This window comes from Sporosarcina sp. CAU 1771, assembly GCF_054482775.1.
Map to the genome: position 1 here is coordinate 26,042 of NZ_JBTLRN010000022.1, position 16,963 is coordinate 43,004.

Genomic DNA, 16,963 nt, shown 5'->3' on the forward strand with positions numbered 1-16,963 from the left:
AAAAAAGTTTCTTTGAATTTTTTAACATAGTGTCAATTAACAATAACTTTCTCTCCGTTCAATAAGATCGCCTCAAACTTACCGTTAAATAAAGCGCGAACATTTTCAATATAGGATGTATTGACGATTAAATTTTTACTAATACGAATGAAGTTTGTATTTTGGACAAGTTGCTCGAGTTCATACAATTTCAAATCACTTTGATAGACGTCTTTTTCATCGTAAAGAAATGTTTTATTGTCGACGGATTCGAAATAAAATAAATCTGAAATGGATAGAATATAAGTTGTGTCGTTTCTCTTTCCAGTTAAGGTAAGTTCAAATTGTTTGATTTGATTTATCAAACGATTAAGTTGCGCATCGATACGTGGACAGTTTATTATTATTTCTACATCTTTTTGCGTATCAGATTCATTGATTGTTAGGCGAATGATTCTCACATCCTTCGAGTAATTCTTTACTAGTTGAAGCGTACCATTTCATAATTGGTGGAACAACGATAAATAGGTAAGTTGCATATGGTCAATGGCAAGATGCATTTTATTGAATTCAAATGTTGATTTCCTTGGCAAAAGGTGAAGTTTTACGATATAAACCTCCAATTTACATTTAATAGACGGAATAAGCTATACTAGGTATATGTAAGCTTAGAAATGGATGTGTTGTTATGAGTCAATTGATTGTCGAAAAATTAACAAAGACCGTCGGAGAAAAAACACTGTTTGAAAATATAGCGTTCACAATTGTAAACGGTGAAAAGGTAGGACTTATTGGTGTTAACGGTACTGGTAAATCGACGTTGTTGTCGATTATTAGTGGAATTGAAGAAGCTGATTCAATTTCTAAAGAGCATCCAAATAAATACAGAATTGTTTATTTGCCACAAGAACCTTCAGAAGATCCAAACCTAACTGTAATGGAAACGGTGTTTAATAGTGATGCTCCCATTATTCGCATAAATCTTGAATATGAAAATGCACTCGATGCTCTTTCGGTAGATGCTGAGTCAACAGCTACCCAAGATCGTTACTCACAAGCGATGAATAATATGGATGATTATAATGCATGGGATTTAAATGCGAAGGCACGTACGATTTTATCTAAGTTAGGTATAGAAACCTTTGATAAGAAGATGGGTGAGTTATCGGGGGGACAGCAAAAGCGTGTTTCATTAGCTAAAGTACTTATTGAACCAGCTGATTTACTACTTTTGGATGAGCCTACAAACCATTTAGATGTTGAGTCAATCACTTGGCTTCAAGATTATTTGAATAACGAACAAGGTGCAGTAATTTTTGTGACGCATGATCGTTATTTTCTTGATGGTATCGCAACTCACATCTATGAACTAGCAAATAAAACGTTGTATTCACATACAGGAAATTATGCCGATTACTTAGAGGCAAGAGCTCTTCGTGAAGAAATGGATGCATCTACAGATGACAAGATGAGGAATCGCTTCCGAACGGAGTTGAAGTGGATTCGACGTGGTGCCAAAGCAAGGTCAACAAAACAAAAAGCTAGAATTGGTCGTTTTGAGGAACTAAAAGAAAAAGTAAAGAAAGAAGATGCGGGCCCGGATATGGATGTTGCACTTAAAACAACTCGCCTTGGAAAGAAAGTACTTGAAGCAATCGGAATATCCAAATCGTTTGGAGACAAATTAATAATCGATGATTTCTCAAGCCTTCTTCAATCAGGTGATCGGATTGCTGTAGTCGGACCAAATGGGGCAGGAAAGTCAACTCTGCTCAATATGTTCTCAGAAGAAAGTCAGCCAGATTCAGGAGAGATTGATAAGGGGTCAACAGTACGTATTGCCCACTTCCATCAACATATTCCCAAGGTAGATGGCGATAAGCGAATTATTGAATATATACGTGAAACGTCAAATGATATTGAAGACGGAACTGGAAATCGTATTTCTGCTTCGCAAATGTTAGAACGTTTTTTATTCCCAACAAGAGCCCATGGAACTCCCATTGGGAAGTTATCTGGCGGGGAACGTAAACGACTGCACTTATTGAAGCTGCTTATGGAACAACCAAACGTCCTTCTGCTAGATGAGCCTACAAACGATTTAGACTTAGAAACTCTGTCTGTTTTAGAAAATTTTATTGATACATTTCCAGGCGTTGTTATCACGATTTCACATGATAGATTTTTCTTAGACAGAACTTGTACAAAGTTATGGGTGCTTGATGGTAGCGGAAAAGTCGATACTTGGTTTGGTATTTATTCAGATTTCCTTGAAAGTTATTTACCTCCAGTAGATAATACAGAGGAAGAACTAGTTGAAGTAAGTGAACCAATTGTTAAAGTTGATATTGAAAAAAGAAAAATGTCCTACTCCGAGAGGAAAGAATGGGATACAATCGAAAAAGACGTTGAAGAAGCAGAAGCAATTATTGTTTCAACTGAAGAGGAAATGGCATCGGCTGGGTCAGATTATGATAAATTAAGAGAACTAACAGAAAAACTGGAAAAATTAAATGAAAACTATGAAAAACTCTTTGAACGTTGGACCTATTTGCAGGAATTTGATCAATAATACGAATATAAATTAGGGGGAAATAAAAATGAAAATATTATCAATTGAACCAACACCAAATCCGAATTCGATGAGAATTGTAATGGATACTGAACTACCTACAGGAACGAGCTTTAATCTTAAGAAAAGCGATGCGGATACAGCAACAGAACCAATGGCTTCATTACTAAAAGTAAATGGCATTAATGGTATTTATCACGTCATGAATTTCATGGCAGTTGAAAGAAGCGGAGACGTGGAGTGGGATACTATACTTGCTGATGTACAAGCAATTATCCCAAAGGTATAAGGAGGTAACCTGATTGAAAATCGTAACAATCGAACCAACACCAAGTCCAAATTCAATGAAAATTATTTTAGATATGGAATTACCATCGGGGACGAGTCATAATTATAAAAAAGCAGACGTAGAAACTGCTCCGCATCCGATATCTGATTTATTATCTATTAATGGAATTCGAGGAATTTATCATGTTATGGATTTTTTGGCAGTCGAACGAGTAGGGAATGTTGCATGGGAAACGATTCTTTCAGAAGTCCAAACTGTCTTCAATGATGAACAGGGCGAGCAGAATAACACTGAAGAAGAAGAGGTAGACAATCGTTACGGTGAGGTCTATGTCCATGTCCAAACTTACAAAGATATTCCTCTCCAAGTTAAAGTTTTTGATAGCATTTCAGAAGAGCGATTCGGCTTAAGCGAACGTTTCATCGCAGCTATGAACGAAGTCCATAGTACAGAAGTTGATAACTATATTTTACTACGTAAATGGGCGGATTACGGTATCCGATACGGTGATAAAACTGAAATTGGAGAAGTCGTAATTCAAGAAGTGGAAGCTGCTTATTCAGATGACCGACTGAACGAAATCATTCGTAATTCTAAAGAAGGCGAAACCGATAGTGTACTACGCGGATCAAAAGTAACGCTTGAAGAGTTTACTGTTGATGAATGGGAGAAGAGATTTCAACTTCTTGACCAAATGCCAGATCCAGATATGTCCGATACACCGGTGTTAGAAAAGGCATTAGAAGATGAAAAAATGTCGATTCGAAGACTTGCGACTGTTTATTTGGGCATGATAGAAGATGAAGCTGTAATCCCACTTATCGAAAAAGCTCTTCATGATAAAAGTTGGGCAGTTCGAAGGACAGCAGCCGACTGCATGAGTGACTTAGGTTTTGAAGGGTTTGAACGTGCTGCAATTGATTTATTACAAGACCGAAATAAACTCGTTCGATGGAGAGCCGCAATGTTCCTTTATGAAACAGGAACTGAACGTGCAATTCCGGCCTTAAAGAAAGCTGAGCAGGATCCCGAATTTGAGGTTAAACTTCAAATTGGAATGGCAATCGCTCGAATCTCTGAAGGGGAAGATGCGAAAGGCTCTATTTGGAAACAAATGACCGAGGCCAGATCAGCATCAAACAAATAAAATAGAAAACGTTAGCAACCAATAAATGATACAGGTTGCTAACGTTTTCTTTCTTTATAAAAGGAGAAGAAGAAATGAAGGTACTGAAGTCAGTATTGGTAACACTCATAGTGGTATGTGGGATTGGATATGGCGTGTATTATTACGGATTAAACTGGGCTTCTGACAAGGTAGTAAATGAGGTAACTGCAGAATTAAAAAGTAACGGATATGTAGATGATTTCAAAAAAATGGTTTCTAGTGACCCTGAATTGAAGCAGTACATCGAAGAGGTAGAAAAAGTAGATAGACAAAATCTGGCGTTCACTACGAAAGAAGAGGCAATGCGACTACTCATAAAAAAGATAGGAATATCTGAACTTCTGACGTTACAATCCAAAGCAGAAAAGGGTATGTCCGAGAATGAAATACTTTTCGTTCTACAAGAAATGGAAGGTAAATTTACTGATGAAGAAATCTTGGCATTAAAGGTACTTGCCTTTAATGAGCTAACTAACTAAATATACTTTCTTACTAATTAAATTTATATATCCCGGAAAACTCAGTACTACAAGGTACTTATGATGAATAAATGGTCTTGACAAGGTAGAATGAAAGATGTTCCAAGTCTTTATTAATATCTATTGGATTACAAAGGAGGAAAATAAAATGAATGCTTATGATGAATATATGAAGGGCATTATAGGGCCTATGCGACAAGAATTAGTCCAGACAGGATTTACAGAACTAACAACAGAAGAAGAAGTACAAGAAAATATGAGTAAACTTGAAGGTACCGCGTTAATTGTTATTAATTCGGTTTGTGGGTGTGCCGCAGGTTTAGCTCGTCCTGCAGTTCGAGAAGCACTTGAAGAAACCAAAAATGCACCAGATCATTTGTTTACAGTGTTTGCTGGTCAAGACAAAGAAGCAACATCAGCACTAAGAGACTTAATGCCAGAGGTTGCTCCTAGTTCACCTTCCATTGCATTATGGAAAGATGGTGCACTTGCGTATTTTATACCAAGAGAACAAATCGAGGATTACGAAATGGAGCAAATTAAGGAGCATTTGTCGGGCGCTCTAGACAAAGTTTGCAGTAAGTGAAAACGATAATTTCGACGGGCGGTAGACCAGGCCAGATTTCTCAGCTATTTGCGGAACAAGCAGCTGATGTTCTAGGGTATTCTATTGTTGAGCGAAAAAAAAGGTCGATTGCACGATTGCAAAATGACTACGATGCAGCATGTTTGATCGCGGGGAAGAGTCGATATGAACTTTATCGTAAAGGTATGGAAAAACCATTTTTCTTTCATCCGAACTCGGCAGCATTTCGCATTAAACGATTGGTAACCGGAGAAGAGGACCCACTAATTCAAGCTGCTCAGTTGCAAGAAGGAATGTCGTTTTTAGATTGCACACTTGGTCTCGCCTCAGATAGTATTATTGCTTCTTCTGTAGTGGGAAGTAAGGGGTGCGTAACTGGACTCGAGATGGACCCCGATGTTGCGTTTATAACGAAAGTTGGTTTGCGTTCTTTTCCTTCTGAATCTGCTGAACTCGTAGAAGCTATGAAACGAGTGCAAGTTGTACAGATAGACTCAATCGAGTTTTTAAAAGCACAGGCTGACTCTAGTTGGGATATCGTATATATTGATCCTATGTTTAGTGCTCCTATTGAAGAATCATCTAATTTTACGCCTCTCAGACAAGTCGGTGCGCAAGCTTCATTGACCCTAGAGTGGATGCAACAGGCATACCGTGTCTCTAAGGAGCGGGTTGTCATCAAAGACAGGTTTGACTCACCGGTGTTCGAGCACTACGGTGCGAATCGATTTGTAAGACCAAATACCAAATTCCACTTTGGGACAATAGAAAAAAGGGAAAGCCACCACTTCCTTAATTAGGAGGTGGTGGCTAGTTTTGATTAATGTGTAAAGTTAAGTGCGCTCAAGTATACGAGTAGGGCGAGCATTCCGAGACCCATTACATCGATGATAGTCATCAGTGACAACCTCCTTCAAAAAAACGTACATTTATCTACATATATATTGTACAATGAAAGAAGGAAAGAAGAAACCTTTTCTATTCTAAAATTAAACTTGAAGTGTAGGTGAAAGACTTGAAAAAGTGGTTACAAAAGTCGCTTATTGTTACGGTTGCCCTCCTTACATTTGGTGTAATCACACCAGGACATGAAATATGGACATTTCTTCAAGAAAAAAGTGATACAAAACAAGCTGGTGTACCACAAGAAAATACTACGTATCATTTAGGCTTTGATGAACCCGAAACGAAGTACCATTTTCGTTCCATTGAAGATGAAATTGTCGAAACTGCTAAACAGCAAGCTTATGTAAAATTCGGTTCTAAAATAGGTCCAGTTATAGGCGATGAGTTTGATGAAGTGATCTTTCCAAAAATTGACGAGGCTATTCGAATGACACTGTTAGATACAAATGATATTCAAAAAAGGCGTCTCGCAATTAGTGAAAAGCCGGCCGGGAATTATTCCGAGAAAATCTTTCATGTTGTTGATATGGATTTAAACAAAGATGTAATCCGTTTTCATGTACGAACAGAAAAACGTCCTCAAGATGGTTTTTTCTTTAATTTCCATTATCATATTTCAGAGGACAATTTCGCAACTCATTATTCTATCGGTGATATTTACTGGTCGAAGAACACTCCGCCAAAATGGTTGTCTTAAACAACCATTTTCGCGGAGTTTTTGTTATACTAAAGTTATATGCTAGGAGGGTTTTTTTGAAACAGTATTTAGATTTATGTAAACATGTTCTTGAAACAGGTAATAAGAAAGAAGATCGTACAGGTACTGGAACGGTTAGTGTGTTCGGTTATCAGATGAGATTTGATTTAGCAAAAGGATTTCCTTTAATGACTACCAAAAAAACAGCATTCCGTCTTATCGCTTCGGAACTGTTGTGGTTTTTAAAAGGGGATACAAACGTAAGAACATTGATTCAAGACCGCAACCCAATCTGGGATGAATGGGCGTTTGAACAATGGGTGAGTAGTGACGAATATACAGGTCCTGATATGAAAGATTTTGGACGAAGAGCTACTCAAGATCCTGATTTTGCAGAAGTTTATTTGAAAGAAATGAAATCATTTAAAGAACGCGTTATAGAAGATGAACAATTTGCGGAAAAATATGCAGATCTTGGTCCAGTTTACGGAAAGCAATGGCGTTCGTGGACAACTGGAGATGGTTCTATTGACCAAATTGCAAATTTAATTGAAGGTATTAAAAACAATCCAGATTCAAGGCGTCATATTGTAAGTGCATGGAATCCATCAGAAGTTGAAGATATGGCACTGCCGCCGTGTCATGCACTTTTTCAGTTTTATGTTTCGGAAGGAAAACTATCTTGTCAGCTTTATCAACGCAGCGCAGATATATTTCTTGGAGTGCCGTTTAACATAGCCTCCTATGCGCTTTTGGTGCATTTAATCGCCCATGAATGCGACTTGGAGGTTGGAGAGTTTGTTCACACTTTGGGAGATGCGCATATCTATTCCAATCACATCAATCAAGTGAACGAACAACTATCTAGAGAGCCAAAAGAATTGCCTTCATTAAAACTAAACACAAACGGGAAATCCATTTTCGATATGGAGTTAACTGACATTATTATTGAGGGTTATGATCCCCATCCGCGCATTAAAGCGCCAATTGCTGTCTAAGAAAGGGCGAACTGTATGATTTCATTATTAGTAGCACATGATGCGAATCGAGTAATAGGATTAAATAACGATTTGCCTTGGTATATTCCAGAAGATCTCGCTTATTTTAAAAAAATGACCATGGGAAAAGCGATGGTCATGGGACGAAAAACATATGAATCGATTGGGAGGCCACTTCCCGGAAGATTAAATATAGTCGTCACGAGAAATCAGGACTATTCTGCGGAAGGTGTTCTGGTCGTACAAGACCTAACTGAGGCAATTGAAAAAGCAAAAGAATACAATGAAGAAGTGATGATTATCGGTGGTTCTGAAATATTCAAATTAACTTTAGAAATTGCAGATCGCTTATACATCACGTCGATTCAACACTCATTTCCAGGAGATACTTTTTTTCCAGAGTATAGCTCAGGATGGGAACTCATCTCATCTTCTGAAGAGATGAAAACGGTTGTTGGAATTCCTTTTTCATATTTAATCTACGAAAAAAGTGATAAGGATAAATGATCCGCACAATTAGGACTTTTTCATATTTGTTTGGATATCTCCCTTTCACTATAAAAAAACTTAAGTCTTCGAAGAAAATTAGTTTAGACTTGGATCCATCTATAAGAGATTTATATATAGATGAGATTCCTAAAAAATGGGCGCTCGGAATCTTGAATCAAACGGGTAGTACATTTTCGGTTAGTGGTATTGAGAACCTACCAGAAGGCCCTGTTTTGTTTATTAGTAATCATGAAGGTAATTTTGATATCCCTGTATTAATTGCACACATTCCAAAGCCTTTTGGATTCATATCAAAAGTGGAAGTGAAGAAATTACCAATTATTCGAGAATGGATGATCGAGATGAATTGTGTGTTTCTAGATCGTTCTAATCGTAGAAGTGCCATGAATGTATTGGATGATGCGGCAGTAAAGTTAAAGGAAGGTCATTCTATGTTGATATTTCCCGAAGGAACCAGAAGCAAAAGTGAAGGCGTACAGACTTTTAAATCTGGCTTTGCAAAAATAGCCCAGCTTGCAAATGTTCCGATTGTCCCTATTGCACTTTCAGGCACTTCAATTATTATGGAAAAAAATAACAATATAATTAAGCCTGCACATGTGAAAATTGCAATCTTACCCTTAATTTCTGCTGAACAATGTAAAAATCTTAGTAGAGCAGAACTTCTTAGTCATGCGAATGAAATGATTAAGTTAGCGGTTGAGAAACAAGGTAGGTAAAATACACTTTAAGCTTTCGTATGTCTATGAAATTAAGGAATATGTACCTCCTGTATAGCTTAATTTTAAACAAAAGTATGATTAACTTGATAGATTTATAAAATGTTCATCAAAAGTCGAAGGGAGTATGTCCTGTGAAAAAAGTATATATTGTTACGGATTCGACCTCAGATTTAACTGAAGAAGAAATTAAAAGGAATGGCATTTATGTTGTGCCACTGACGATTCAAATTGAAGGTAAAACTTATATTGACGGCGTAGATTTAGAGCCAAAGGAATTTCTTGAATTGATGGGAGCAGCAAAAGAACTACCAAAAAGTTCACAGCCTGCTGCGGGTGCATTTAAGGAGCTTTACGATGAACTTGGGAAAGATGGAAGTGAAATCATCTCGATACATATGACAGGTGGCATGAGTGGCACCGTTAAATCAGCACAAACAGCCGCTGAAATGTCCAACTCAAATGTAACTGTGATCGATTCAATGTTTATTTCACACGGTTTGGCATTTCAAGTGCTTGAAGCCGTTAAAATGGCTGAAATGGGGAAAACCGTTAAAGAAATTGTTGACCGACTCCACGCTGTTCGAAAAAAGACTTCGCTCTTCGTAGTTGTAGATATTTTAGATAACCTTGTTAAAGGTGGTCGTATTGGGAAAGGTCGAGCAATGATAGGTTCACTGCTAAACATTAAACCTATTGCTACGCTACAAGATGGCGTGTATACACCTGTTGCAAAAGCGAGAAGTCACAAACAAGTGGTCGCGCATTTATTCAAAGCGTTCACAGAAGAAACAGCGGGAAAGGAAGTTCACAGTGTAGGTATCTCACATGCGAATGGGTTGCAAATGGCATTACCTTTAAAAGAACTTATTGAAGAAACTGGAATAATAGATGTCAAGATAACATACGCAACACCGATTATAAGCACTCACACTGGTGAGGGTGCAATTGGTTTTATGTATTATACTGACTAACTCTAACTAGAAAAGGAGAACGTGAAGTGAGGAGAGTACTAGTTAGTCTAATTGTCTTCTCAATATGTTTGTCCGGGTGCACTTCTCCAATTGTAAAATCGACAGACGTTATATTTCCAGAAAGAAAGAGTTCCAACTTTAAAGAATGGACGATACCCAATTATTTTATTCCAAAAGTGATTAAAGTCGTCGGCATTGGAGACTCCTTAACGCAAGGAGTTGGAGATGAATTAAAAAAAGGTGGATACACTGGTCGCATTACGGAAGAGATTAAAGGCTGGAAGGGAATCAAAGACATCGAATTCGATAATTTGGCAAAAAAAGGACGACGAAGTGATCAATTACTGAAGCAACTTGAAGAAAAAGAAATTCAAGCATTTGTGAAAGAAGCGGATATCATTTTACTCACTATTGGTGGAAATGATATTATGAAAGTTGTTAAAAAAAACCTTTTCAAGCTTCAAAAAGAACCATTTTATGATGAATTAAAAAGTTTCGATAAAAATATGGATGAAGTGTTCGGTACTATCAGAGCGTTAAACGATCATGTAGTAATAGGTGTAGCGGGACTTTATAATCCCTTTTCAATTGTAACGGATGAAGCAACCGACTTTGAGGATATAATAGATGAATGGAACAACGCAATAGAATTCCATGCCGTTATGGATGGAAAGTCCTGCTTCGTTCCTGTAGTAGACTTATTTGACTCGAATACAGCAATGGTTTATCACACAGATTTTTTTCACCCGAATGCCAAAGGGTATGACTCAATGGCTCAACGATTTTTAGATTCGTTTGAGATGTGTGATTTACAAAAAATGTCGGATGGGCAGCTGGATATGTAGGGGGACGCATTAAATGAATTTTTGGAAATTAAATTTCTTCTTATTAGTTGGATTGATAATAACCGGTGTTGTCGCATTATTTATCTTTATCGGAAGCCCTGTCGAATCGGTTGAAATACCAGAAGTCCAATCAAACAATGCCTCGACTCATAAATTAACAGTTCGTTCATCTAAAAGCGACTTTGAAGGTATTGCCAATACCTATATTCAAAAAGCTGTGAAAGGTGAACCTTTACCTTTAAAATTAGAAGTGAAAGATGATATTGTATTAACGTCTGAATTGACTGTTTTTTCCTATACGCTTCCTGTTGTAATGCACTTTGAACCAATAGTTAATGCAGATGGGAATTTAGTTTTAAAACAGTCATCCGTTGAATTAGGCAAGTTAACAATTCCTCCTTCGACAGTCTTAAAGATATTAAAAGATTCGGTAAAGCTTCCCTCTTGGATGATTGTCCGCTCCAAAGAGGAAGAAATATTTATCAACTTATCTGATATACCCGTATCCGGAAATTTACAAGTAAGAGCAAAAGAGTTTAATCTTGCAGAAGATGAAATTATTCTTGAAATTTTCATTCCTAAAAAATGAGGAGGAGAACGCATGGGAGAAGCATTAGCAACATTTGCTGGAGGTTGTTTTTGGTGTATGGTAAAACCTTTCCATCGGTATGAAGGCGTTCTATCTGTAGTTTCGGGCTATACAGGTGGAGATATCGTAAACCCATCCTATGAGCTTGTTTGTACGAATAAAACAGGGCATAGGGAGGCGGTACAAATCACTTTTGATGATGAATTAATTTCATATAGTGAGCTACTTGATATTTTCTGGCGTCAAATTGACCCTACAGATCCAGGGGGACAATTTTTTGATCGTGGGGAATCTTATGAAACGGCTATTTTTGTGCATTCAGATGAACAGCAGCTTCTTGCTGAAAATTCTAAGTCAGCCTTACAAAGTTCCGGCAAGTTCGACAAGCCGATTGCGACCGAAATATTGCCCGCAAAACCATTTTACCGAGCTGAAGAAGGGCATCAGGATTATTACATGAAAAATCCAAGTCATTATAATCGCTATGCATCCGGTTCTGGACGAGAGAACTTTAAAAAAGTGAAATGGGGGGAACAATAAATGAAAAAAGATCTCAAGACTAAGTTAACCGCTATGCAATATCATGTAACTCAAGAAAGTGGTACCGAGCCTCCATTTAGAAATGAGTTCGATAGTCATTTTGAGCATGGCATATATGTTGATATTGTTTCGGGGAAACCATTATTTAGCTCTCTAGATAAATACGATGCTGGGTGCGGATGGCCTAGTTTTACAAAGCCGATTGAAAGCGAAGAAGTTTCTGAACACGTTGATCAGACACTTGGGATGCGTAGGGTAGAAGTTCGCTCTAAAACTGCTGATTCACACTTGGGACATGTATTTCCAGATGGTCCTGGTGAGGCCGGACTTAGGTACTGTATAAATTCTGCCGCCCTTCGTTTTATTCCTGTTGATCAATTAAAAGAAGAAGGTTACGAAGCATATATTAGTTTATTCTAATTCAGGAAGGAATTGAGTAAATGAAGCGATCCTTTTATCAATTTACACTTTCGTATCGAGGCGGAGCAAAAGATGATGAAAAATCACGATTTGCTGAACGCATGTTTAATGATTTAAGTTTTCCTAAAGTTGAAACGCAATTCGACCCACTTTCGCGTTATATTGAGGAAAAATCGGATGACGAGCTACGGTCTATTGTTTTTGATGAGTTGTTTAAGATTTACGAAGAAAGAACAGAGCTTTAGTAGACGCCATCTTCATTGCATAAAGGAAATATAGCATGTATGATTATATGGGAAATATAATAATTTCTAACGAAGAAGCTGTATTATTAAAAAAATGGAAGCGGGGAATAATAAATGAGTATACATATTAACGCACAACAAGGAGAGATTGCTGAAACGATTTTACTGCCAGGAGATCCACTACGGGCAAAATATATTGCAGAAAACTTTCTAGAAGATGTGAAACAATACAATGATGTTCGAAACATGTTTGGATACACGGGTACTTATAAAGGTAAGCGTATTTCTGTTCAAGGAACTGGAATGGGTGTTCCATCGATTTCAATCTATATAACAGAACTAATGCAAGAATACGGAGTTAAAAAACTAATTCGTGTTGGAACATGTGGTGCGATACAGAAAGACGTTCATGTTCGCGATGTAATTATTGCCCAGAGTGCGTCAACAAACTCTCGTATGAACCAAATCATCTTCGATGGCAATGATTTTGCACCGACTGCTGACTTTGATTTACTTTTAAAGGCGTATAACGCTGGTGTTGAAAAAGGTTTAGACATAAAGGTTGGAAACGTATATACAGAAGACTTATTCTATAACGAATTTGCTAATCATGAAAAGTGGGCACAATATGGTGTACTTGCAGTTGAAATGGAAGCTGCAGCTCTTTATACACTAGCAGCTAAATTCGGTTGTCAGGCGCTAGCAATTCTAACAGTTAGCGACCACATTCTTACTGGTGAAGCTACTTCAGCAGAAGAACGTCAACTGACGTTTAATGATATGATCGAAGTTGCACTTGACGCAGCGATTCTGGATTAATTGGATGAAGATTCGGCTTCTTTATAGGCCGATTATAGATCAAATGCACATAGGGTGTTTGATTTCTTCCGAATCCAATAGAGCGGAAAGTGAGGAAACAAATGGATGAAAAAGATGAAATCGTTCAAGATGAAGTAACTGACAAACAACCGGCTAAAGGGTACGTAAAACTTAAACCGTTTACCTTTGTGATGCTTGTAATTAGTATCATACTTGTTACTGCAGGTATAACATTCGCCGTACTTATGGTGGGCGAGGATAAGGTAGTTGACGTTGGTTCTCCAGTTCAAGTTCCAACAGTGGAAAGAAATGAATTTAGTAAACTTTTCAATGCTTATGATCAGTTGAAGAAAGATTATTTTGAAGAAATTGATGAAGAAACAATAATCAATGGGGCAATTAACGGAATGGTAGATGCACTTGATGATCCCTATTCTGACTACTTAAACGAACAAGAAGCACTTCAGCTACACGAAAGCATTTCGTCCAGCTTTGAAGGTATTGGCGCGGAAATTCAAGAAAAAGATGGATTTATTGCTGTTGTTTCGCCAATTAAAAATTCGCCAGCTGAAAGAGCGGGCATATTGCCACATGACAAAATAATTGCGGTTGATGGCGAAAGTATTCAAGGAATGTCTTCATCCGAGGCAGTTCTTCTCATACGTGGTGAGAAGGGCACTGAAGTTATCCTTACGATTATGCGTGGTTCTGCGGTTGAATCTGTAGACATAAAAATAACTAGAGATGTCATTCCACTTGAAACAATTTATTCTGAAATGCTTGAGGATGACATAGCTCATATTCGAATTACAAGTTTCTCTGAAGGGACTTATAAAGAACTTTTAGTCGCTCTTGAAGAAATGGAAAAACAGGGCATGAAAGGTCTTATTCTGGATGTCCGACAAAATCCAGGTGGTCTTTTGAACTCAGCCCTTGATATTTCAAGCTTATTTGTTGAGAATGGAAAGAACATATTGCAGTATCAAGGTAAAGATACGGCTCCAGATATATATGTCGCAAAGGGCAATCAAAAAATAACCATCCCAGTTGCCGTAGTGACAGATGAAGGGAGTGCTTCAGCTTCTGAAATCTTAGCTGCAGCTCTCAAGGAGTCAGCTGATATCCCTGTTATTGGTGTGAAAACGTTCGGTAAAGGAACAGTTCAGTCACCTATGGATTTATCAGATGGTTCGAACTTGAAACTAACGACAGCAAAATGGTTAACGCCAAATGGGAATTGGATTCATAAAGAAGGTGTTCAACCAGATATAGAGGTTCCTTATCCTTCATACGCGTTGTTACCTTACTTGGATCCAGTTGTTGAGTTGAAAGAAGGCATGCTCTCTCCTTCTATTAAATCGGCTGAAGAAATGTTGAAAGCCGTTGGATACGAACCAGGAGAGATTGACGGGCTATACGATGAAGCAACTATTGAGGCAGTAGAACAGCTTCAGACAGATCTCGACCTTGAGGTTAATGGAACTCTGGTTGGCCCTACGACTTTAGGGTTAATGGATAAGCTCCGCGATAAAATTGAACAAGACGATCCGCAAATATTGAAAGCAAAAGAAGTATTGTTAGAAAAACTAATTAAATAACTATAAAACGTCCGTCCTTTGGGGCGGACGTTTTCTATAGAGGATGAGGTGTTCGAATGGTTGATGTATATTTATTTAGCGGATTTTTAGGTAGTGGAAAAACTTCCTTACTACTAAATGTTATTGAGCAACTAAAAGAAGCGGGGAAGAAACCTGCTGTATTTATGAATGAATTCGGAAAGTTACCATTCGATTCTGACGCGGTTCAGGGTGAAGTTCCATTAAAAGAATTACTTGATGGTTGTATCTGTTGCACTGGATCCGAACAAACAGAAGCTCAACTCCAAGGATTACTGGAAGAGAATCAGGATATAGATGTGATTTTAATTGAAACGACGGGTGCCGCTCATCCAGTAGAAGCACTAGATGCAGTCTATTCGCCACTTTTTGCGGATCGACTCAAAGTTAAAGGGATAATTACGGTTGTGGATAGCAAACTATGGCTTGACCGTAGTAAGCTTTCTCCCCAAATCAGAACCTTATATATGGAACAAATTCGTCATGCTCATCTCCTTCTTGCAAATAAATCAGATTTAATTTCTGAGGGTGAGTTGGCAACACTTACAATGGAAATTGCCCAATTCAATTGCTCCGCACCTTTAGTCCAAACGGTAAATGCAAAAATAAAGTTCTCCTATATCGAGCAAGTGCTTAATGCATCTAAGGAAAGGACTACTGATACGATTATTTCTGGAAAAGGACTGCCACTCTCTTCGAAACTCATTACATTTGAGGAAAGCGTACGACAAGAAGAGTTTGAGGATTGGGTGAAGTCTCTTCCTGATACGGTATATCGAATGAAAGGTTATGTTCCTTTGGTAGGCTATAAAAATCCGTATCTTTTTCAATATGCATATGGCATGGTAAGTTGGTTGCCTGAATATGTTAAAATGCCATCACGACTCGTAATTATAGGAGAAGGAATTGAATCAATTATCTATAAAAAGACCTGATTTTAGTACCCGTCAACCCCAATATTCAAGAAATATAAACATATATGTCCAAGAATCTCCAGTTATGAGTGGAATAATGACCGTTGGTATGGTCTCTATGAATATGTTGGACTTGTTGGAAAGAATATCCGAAATATCTACTCTCTCGCACGTTATGATAGATTGCGAAGGGAGAGAAAAGAGATGAAAAAATCGATTGCAGCTTTATTAGTAAGTTCGGCGCTCTTACTACCGAATAACAACAGTGCCGAGGCTTCAAGTTTTGAAGGAGAGGTACAAGTAAAAAAAATTCAATGGGTGCAACATTCTAGTGAATGGAATGCTAGGGAGTTTAACTTCTATCTAATAGAGCTTCAAAAGTATATAAATAGTCAAATGTATTATGGATGGAGCAATACAACTAATTCTGAAAAAGAGGTTGTAATGCAATCACCCAAACCACCATCTGCAAAGCCTGTGGCACCAGAACCAACAGCACCGGTTGCAAAGCCTACACCATCTGTACCGACAACACCAGTTGCGAAACCAACTCCATCTGTACCATCAACACCGGTTGTGAAGCCTGCACCAGTTGAAAAACCTACAGAAGTACAACAAAATGCTTCTAATTCCGCAGTTGAGCAAGCCGTTCTAGACTTAACAAATGCTGAAAGGCAGAAGGCAGGACTTAAATCATTACAGATAGACAGTAAGTTAATGAACTCTGCTAGACAAAAGTCAACGGATATGGCTACAAAAAACTATTTCTCACATACAAGCCCAACATATGGATCTCCATTTGACCAATTGAAAGCAAATGGAGTTACGTATAGGTCTGCGGCTGAAAATATTGCAATGGGTCAACGATCTGCTGCAGAAGTAGTTCAAGGATGGATGGATTCTCCAGGACACAGACAAAATATTTTGACGTCTGATTTCACACATATCGGAATTGGATATGATGCGAACGGTCATTATTGGACACAACAGTTTATTACAAAATAATTTAATTTAAGAGTTGTCTTTTGCACCGGAATTATTCTGGGGCAGGGGATGACTCTTTTTTTAGATTCCAAAATAAACAGTTCTCATAATATA

At 37.8% G+C, this 16,963-nt stretch carries 21 protein-coding genes; 20 read left to right on the plus strand and 1 reads right to left on the minus strand.

Annotation, left to right across the window (positions count from 1 at the left end):
- Nucleotides 1-32: 32 nt before the first annotated feature.
- Nucleotides 33-440 (minus strand): LytTR family DNA-binding domain-containing protein, encoded by a 408-nt coding sequence (locus ACXYMX_RS13240; protein WP_459044718.1) that lies wholly within the window; start codon nt 438-440, stop codon nt 33-35.
- Nucleotides 441-667: 227 nt separating this feature from the next.
- Here ACXYMX_RS13240 and ACXYMX_RS13245 point away from each other — a divergent pair, with 227 nt between their 5' ends.
- The 20 genes from ACXYMX_RS13245 to ACXYMX_RS13340 all read left to right on the plus strand — a co-directional run bounded on the left by ACXYMX_RS13245 (nt 668) and on the right by ACXYMX_RS13340 (nt 16,870).
- Entirely contained in the window at nt 668-2,551 is a 1,884-nt protein-coding gene (locus tag ACXYMX_RS13245; protein WP_459044719.1) for an ABC-F family ATP-binding cassette domain-containing protein, read from the plus strand.
- Between the two features lie 28 nt (nt 2,552-2,579).
- Nucleotides 2,580-2,840 carry a NifU N-terminal domain-containing protein gene (locus ACXYMX_RS13250; RefSeq protein ID WP_459044720.1) on the plus strand — a complete coding sequence of 87 codons (261 nt, stop codon included), beginning with the start codon at nt 2,580-2,582 and terminating at the stop codon, nt 2,838-2,840.
- A 13-nt stretch (nt 2,841-2,853) separates the two neighbouring features.
- The gene (locus ACXYMX_RS13255; protein ID WP_459044721.1) at nt 2,854-3,987 is read left to right on the plus strand and encodes a conserved virulence factor C family protein; all 1,134 of its coding nucleotides are present in this window, start codon (nt 2,854-2,856) and stop codon (nt 3,985-3,987) included.
- A 74-nt stretch (nt 3,988-4,061) separates the two neighbouring features.
- The gene (locus ACXYMX_RS13260) at nt 4,062-4,487 is read left to right on the plus strand and encodes a hypothetical protein (RefSeq protein WP_459044722.1); all 426 of its coding nucleotides are present in this window, start codon (nt 4,062-4,064) and stop codon (nt 4,485-4,487) included.
- Nucleotides 4,488-4,635: 148 nt separating this feature from the next.
- On the plus strand, nt 4,636-5,073 hold the full coding sequence (locus tag ACXYMX_RS13265) for a BrxA/BrxB family bacilliredoxin (protein WP_459044723.1): 438 nt from the start codon (nt 4,636-4,638) through the stop codon (nt 5,071-5,073).
- The gene (locus tag ACXYMX_RS13270) at nt 5,070-5,873 is read left to right on the plus strand and encodes a class I SAM-dependent methyltransferase (RefSeq protein WP_459044724.1); all 804 of its coding nucleotides are present in this window, start codon (nt 5,070-5,072) and stop codon (nt 5,871-5,873) included. The genes ACXYMX_RS13265 and ACXYMX_RS13270 overlap by 4 nt, the downstream gene beginning before the upstream one ends.
- A 215-nt stretch (nt 5,874-6,088) precedes the next feature.
- Nucleotides 6,089-6,676: a YpjP family protein gene (locus ACXYMX_RS13275; RefSeq protein ID WP_459044725.1), complete on the plus strand. Its 588-nt coding sequence runs from the start codon at nt 6,089-6,091 to the stop codon at nt 6,674-6,676.
- A gap of 56 nt (nt 6,677-6,732) precedes the next feature.
- On the plus strand, nt 6,733-7,674 hold the full coding sequence (locus tag ACXYMX_RS13280) for a thymidylate synthase (RefSeq protein WP_459044726.1): 942 nt from the start codon (nt 6,733-6,735) through the stop codon (nt 7,672-7,674).
- Between the two features lie 15 nt (nt 7,675-7,689).
- Nucleotides 7,690-8,181: a dihydrofolate reductase gene (locus ACXYMX_RS13285; RefSeq protein ID WP_459044727.1), complete on the plus strand. Its 492-nt coding sequence runs from the start codon at nt 7,690-7,692 to the stop codon at nt 8,179-8,181.
- Between the two features lie 89 nt (nt 8,182-8,270).
- Nucleotides 8,271-8,903: a lysophospholipid acyltransferase family protein gene (locus tag ACXYMX_RS13290; RefSeq protein WP_459044728.1), complete on the plus strand. Its 633-nt coding sequence runs from the start codon at nt 8,271-8,273 to the stop codon at nt 8,901-8,903.
- A 134-nt stretch (nt 8,904-9,037) separates the two neighbouring features.
- On the plus strand, nt 9,038-9,877 hold the full coding sequence (locus ACXYMX_RS13295) for a DegV family protein (protein ID WP_459044729.1): 840 nt from the start codon (nt 9,038-9,040) through the stop codon (nt 9,875-9,877).
- Between the two features lie 26 nt (nt 9,878-9,903).
- Nucleotides 9,904-10,722, plus strand: coding sequence for a GDSL-type esterase/lipase family protein (locus ACXYMX_RS13300; RefSeq protein ID WP_459044730.1), 819 nt, complete (start codon nt 9,904-9,906; stop codon nt 10,720-10,722).
- Nucleotides 10,723-10,735: 13 nt separating this feature from the next.
- On the plus strand, nt 10,736-11,311 hold the full coding sequence (locus ACXYMX_RS13305; protein WP_459044731.1) for a YpmS family protein: 576 nt from the start codon (nt 10,736-10,738) through the stop codon (nt 11,309-11,311).
- A gap of 12 nt (nt 11,312-11,323) precedes the next feature.
- Complete coding sequence (gene msrA, locus ACXYMX_RS13310; RefSeq protein ID WP_459044732.1) at nt 11,324-11,851, plus strand: peptide-methionine (S)-S-oxide reductase MsrA; 528 nt, start codon at nt 11,324-11,326, stop codon at nt 11,849-11,851.
- Nucleotides 11,852-12,271, plus strand: a complete 420-nt coding sequence (gene msrB, locus ACXYMX_RS13315) for a peptide-methionine (R)-S-oxide reductase MsrB (protein WP_459044733.1) — start codon at nt 11,852-11,854, stop codon at nt 12,269-12,271.
- 20 nt (nt 12,272-12,291) lie between these two features.
- Nucleotides 12,292-12,516 carry a YozE family protein gene (locus ACXYMX_RS13320; protein WP_459044734.1) on the plus strand — a complete coding sequence of 75 codons (225 nt, stop codon included), beginning with the start codon at nt 12,292-12,294 and terminating at the stop codon, nt 12,514-12,516.
- A gap of 114 nt (nt 12,517-12,630) precedes the next feature.
- Nucleotides 12,631-13,335 (plus strand): purine-nucleoside phosphorylase, encoded by a 705-nt coding sequence (deoD, locus tag ACXYMX_RS13325; RefSeq protein ID WP_459044735.1) that lies wholly within the window; start codon nt 12,631-12,633, stop codon nt 13,333-13,335.
- Between the two features lie 101 nt (nt 13,336-13,436).
- Nucleotides 13,437-14,933 carry a lmo1851 family serine protease gene (locus ACXYMX_RS13330; protein WP_459044736.1) on the plus strand — a complete coding sequence of 499 codons (1,497 nt, stop codon included), beginning with the start codon at nt 13,437-13,439 and terminating at the stop codon, nt 14,931-14,933.
- A 56-nt stretch (nt 14,934-14,989) separates the two neighbouring features.
- The gene (locus ACXYMX_RS13335) at nt 14,990-15,886 is read left to right on the plus strand and encodes a CobW family GTP-binding protein (RefSeq protein WP_459044737.1); all 897 of its coding nucleotides are present in this window, start codon (nt 14,990-14,992) and stop codon (nt 15,884-15,886) included.
- Nucleotides 15,887-16,069: 183 nt separating this feature from the next.
- Nucleotides 16,070-16,870, plus strand: a complete 801-nt coding sequence (locus ACXYMX_RS13340) for a CAP domain-containing protein (protein ID WP_459044738.1) — start codon at nt 16,070-16,072, stop codon at nt 16,868-16,870.
- The last annotated feature ends 93 nt before the right edge of the window (nt 16,871-16,963 follow it).

Bases quoted from the DNA above. Each gene is read 5' to 3' on its own strand.
- ACXYMX_RS13245 (WP_459044719.1), top strand. From the start codon at position 668: ATGAGTCAATTGATTGTCGAAAAATTAACAAAGACCGTCGGAGAAAAA.
- ACXYMX_RS13250 (WP_459044720.1), top strand. From the start codon at position 2,580: ATGAAAATATTATCAATTGAACCAACACCAAATCCGAATTCGATGAGA.
- ACXYMX_RS13260 (WP_459044722.1), top strand. From the start codon at position 4,062: ATGAAGGTACTGAAGTCAGTATTGGTAACACTCATAGTGGTATGTGGG.
- ACXYMX_RS13265 (WP_459044723.1), top strand. From the start codon at position 4,636: ATGAATGCTTATGATGAATATATGAAGGGCATTATAGGGCCTATGCGA.
- ACXYMX_RS13285 (WP_459044727.1), top strand. From the start codon at position 7,690: ATGATTTCATTATTAGTAGCACATGATGCGAATCGAGTAATAGGATTA.
- ACXYMX_RS13305 (WP_459044731.1), top strand. From the start codon at position 10,736: ATGAATTTTTGGAAATTAAATTTCTTCTTATTAGTTGGATTGATAATA.
- msrA (WP_459044732.1), top strand. From the start codon at position 11,324: ATGGGAGAAGCATTAGCAACATTTGCTGGAGGTTGTTTTTGGTGTATG.
- msrB (WP_459044733.1), top strand. From the start codon at position 11,852: ATGAAAAAAGATCTCAAGACTAAGTTAACCGCTATGCAATATCATGTA.
- ACXYMX_RS13320 (WP_459044734.1), top strand. From the start codon at position 12,292: ATGAAGCGATCCTTTTATCAATTTACACTTTCGTATCGAGGCGGAGCA.
- deoD (WP_459044735.1), top strand. From the start codon at position 12,631: ATGAGTATACATATTAACGCACAACAAGGAGAGATTGCTGAAACGATT.
- ACXYMX_RS13330 (WP_459044736.1), top strand. From the start codon at position 13,437: ATGGATGAAAAAGATGAAATCGTTCAAGATGAAGTAACTGACAAACAA.
- ACXYMX_RS13335 (WP_459044737.1), top strand. From the start codon at position 14,990: ATGGTTGATGTATATTTATTTAGCGGATTTTTAGGTAGTGGAAAAACT.
- ACXYMX_RS13340 (WP_459044738.1), top strand. From the start codon at position 16,070: ATGAAAAAATCGATTGCAGCTTTATTAGTAAGTTCGGCGCTCTTACTA.